General features: G+C 66.4%; 2 protein-coding genes and 1 tRNA gene. 2 read left to right on the top strand and 1 reads right to left on the bottom strand.

The window, feature by feature from the left end; translation table 11 throughout:
• Positions 1 to 178: 178 nt before the first annotated feature.
• Positions 179 to 255 (bottom strand) — tRNA-Pro (locus tag VLA96_06125).
• A gap of 227 nt (positions 256 to 482) precedes the next feature.
• Between VLA96_06125 and lepB the strand changes: the two genes are divergently transcribed.
• Both lepB and purM read left to right on the top strand, forming a co-directional pair.
• Entirely contained in the window at positions 483 to 1,214 is a 732-nt protein-coding gene (gene lepB, locus VLA96_06130) for a signal peptidase I (GenBank protein HSE48769.1), read from the top strand.
• 106 nt (positions 1,215 to 1,320) lie between these two features.
• On the top strand, positions 1,321 to 2,232 hold a 912-nt coding region (gene purM / locus VLA96_06135), incomplete at its 3' end, for a phosphoribosylformylglycinamidine cyclo-ligase (GenBank protein ID HSE48770.1).

The following is a 2,232-nucleotide window of genomic DNA, read 5'->3' on the forward strand; positions in this document are numbered from 1 at the left end:
ACCAATGATGTAGGTTTCAAAACAAAGCGGCGGGATCTACGCTCTTGCGATTATGCGTGTGCCGAGTGAGAATGCGCTGCGACTCGCGCATCACCTCGGTGCAGGTCATGACCGTCACAAAATCGCCCACAGCGGTGTGACGGAAAAACCAGATGCGCGCTTAAGTCTAAGAAAAAATTGGTCGGGGAGAGAGGATTTGAACCTCCGACCCCCTGGTCCCGAACCAGGTGCTCTACCAGGCTGAGCCACTCCCCGACGACCACCCCGTCACGCGAAAACCGCGCGTGCCGGGGGCCCCGGGTTGGAACACGGGGCAGGAAAAGTAATCTTTTTCGGGAAACGCGCAGGAAGCGCGCGATTACTTCGCCACCGATTATAACAGACGCCCCCGCCGCCGCCCCGCCCCCGTCCGGGACTAAGCGATACCCCTGATTGCCCTCCGGGCGGCGCGAGCGCACGATGATCCCAGCAACCCCACAATCATGGCAGCCGGCGCGGTCTTGTTCGCTTCGTCCGGCGCGGCGTCCCTGGCCGAGGCGCGCGCGCTTGTTCCCTTCCGGCGGCGCCGCTGGTATCGCGCCGCCCGCTGGCTCGCCACCGTGCTGCTTGCCGTCTTCTTCGTCCGGACCTTCCTCGGCGAGGCCTCGGTCGTCCCCACCGGCTCGATGGAAGGCACCATCCTGACCGGCGACCACATCTTCCTGAACAAGGCGTTGTACGGCCCCGAGCTGCCGCTGGTGGGATGGCGGCTGCCCCGGCTCCGCACGCCCCGGCGCGGCGACATCGTCGCCTTCCGCTATCCGCGCGACCCGCGCATCACCTTCCTCAAGCGCGTGGTCGCCATCGGCGGCGACACCGTGGAGATCCGCGACGACGCCCTCTACGTCAACGGCGCGCCCGTGCCCGAGCCCTACGTGCAGCACCGCCTGCACGCGCGGACGGCGCGACGCGAGAACTATCCCGCGCAGAAGATCGCGCCCGGCAGCCTCTTCGTGCTGGGTGACAACCGCGACGACTCCGCCGACAGCCGCTACTGGGGTACCGTGCCCGCGGCCAACGTGGTCGGCGAGCCCATCCTGGTCTACTTCTCCTACGACGCCCCGGCGCGCGACTGGCTGGAGGACAACGGCACCCGCAAGCTCGAATTCTACGGCTCGATGGCCGCGCACCTGTTCAGCCGCACCCGCTGGCAGCGCATCGGAACACTGTTATAGGCCGAAAAGCAGATTCCTCGCTTCGCTCGGAATGACAAGTTGAGCGGATGGTAAAATCTCCCTTTCCACACGGCCCCGCTATCCCCGACCGGACAGGACTCTTCTTTTGGCCCAATCGACCGTAACGAAGCCCATCACCTACGCCGACGCCGGCGTGGACATCGCGCGCGCCAACCGCACCAAGCAGCGCATCAAGTATCTCGCCCACAAGACCTTTACCAAGGGCGTGCTGAGCGAGATCGGCGGCTTCGGCGGGCTGTTCGCGGTGGACCGCAAGCGCTTCCGCGATCCCGTGCTGGTCTCCAGCGTCGACGGCGTGGGCACCAAGCTCAAGGTCGCCTTCGAGATGGACCTGCACTCGACCGTCGGCGGCGACCTGGTCAACCACTGCGTGAACGACATCGCGGTGCAGGGCGCCACCCCGCTGTTCTTCATGGACTACCTCGCGACCGGCAAGCTCGAGCCTGACGTCGCGGAGAAGATCGTCGAGGGCATCGCGGAGGCCTGCAAGCACAACGGCTGCGCGCTCATCGGCGGCGAGACCGCCGAGATGCCGGGCTTCTATCCGCCGGGCGAGTACGACCTCGCCGGGTTCATCGTCGGCGTCGTCGACCGCGAGCGCATCATCACCGGCGCGAAGGTCGCGGTGGGCGACGTCCTGATCGGCCTGCCCTCGAACGGCCTCCACACCAACGGCTATTCCCTGGCCCGCAAGCTCATGTTCACGGTCGCGCGCTACTCGCCCGACACCTACGTCAACGAGCTGCACGGCAAGGTCGGCAACGAGCTCATGAAGCAGCACAAGAGCTACTGGCCGGTCATCCGCAAGCTGCTCGACGCCGAGGCGGTGTCGGCGATGGCCCACATCACCGGCGGCGGCATCACCGAGAACCTGCCGCGCGTCCTGCCCAAGGGCACCGCCGCGCTGGTGCAGCTCGGCACCTGGCCCGTCCCCGCCATCTTCCCGCACATGCAGAAGATCGGCAACGTCCCCGACGACGACATGATGCGCACCTTC

The sequence above is a fragment of the Terriglobales bacterium genome, assembly GCA_035457425.1.
GTDB lineage: Bacteria > Acidobacteriota > Terriglobia > Terriglobales > Acidobacteriaceae > JACPNR01.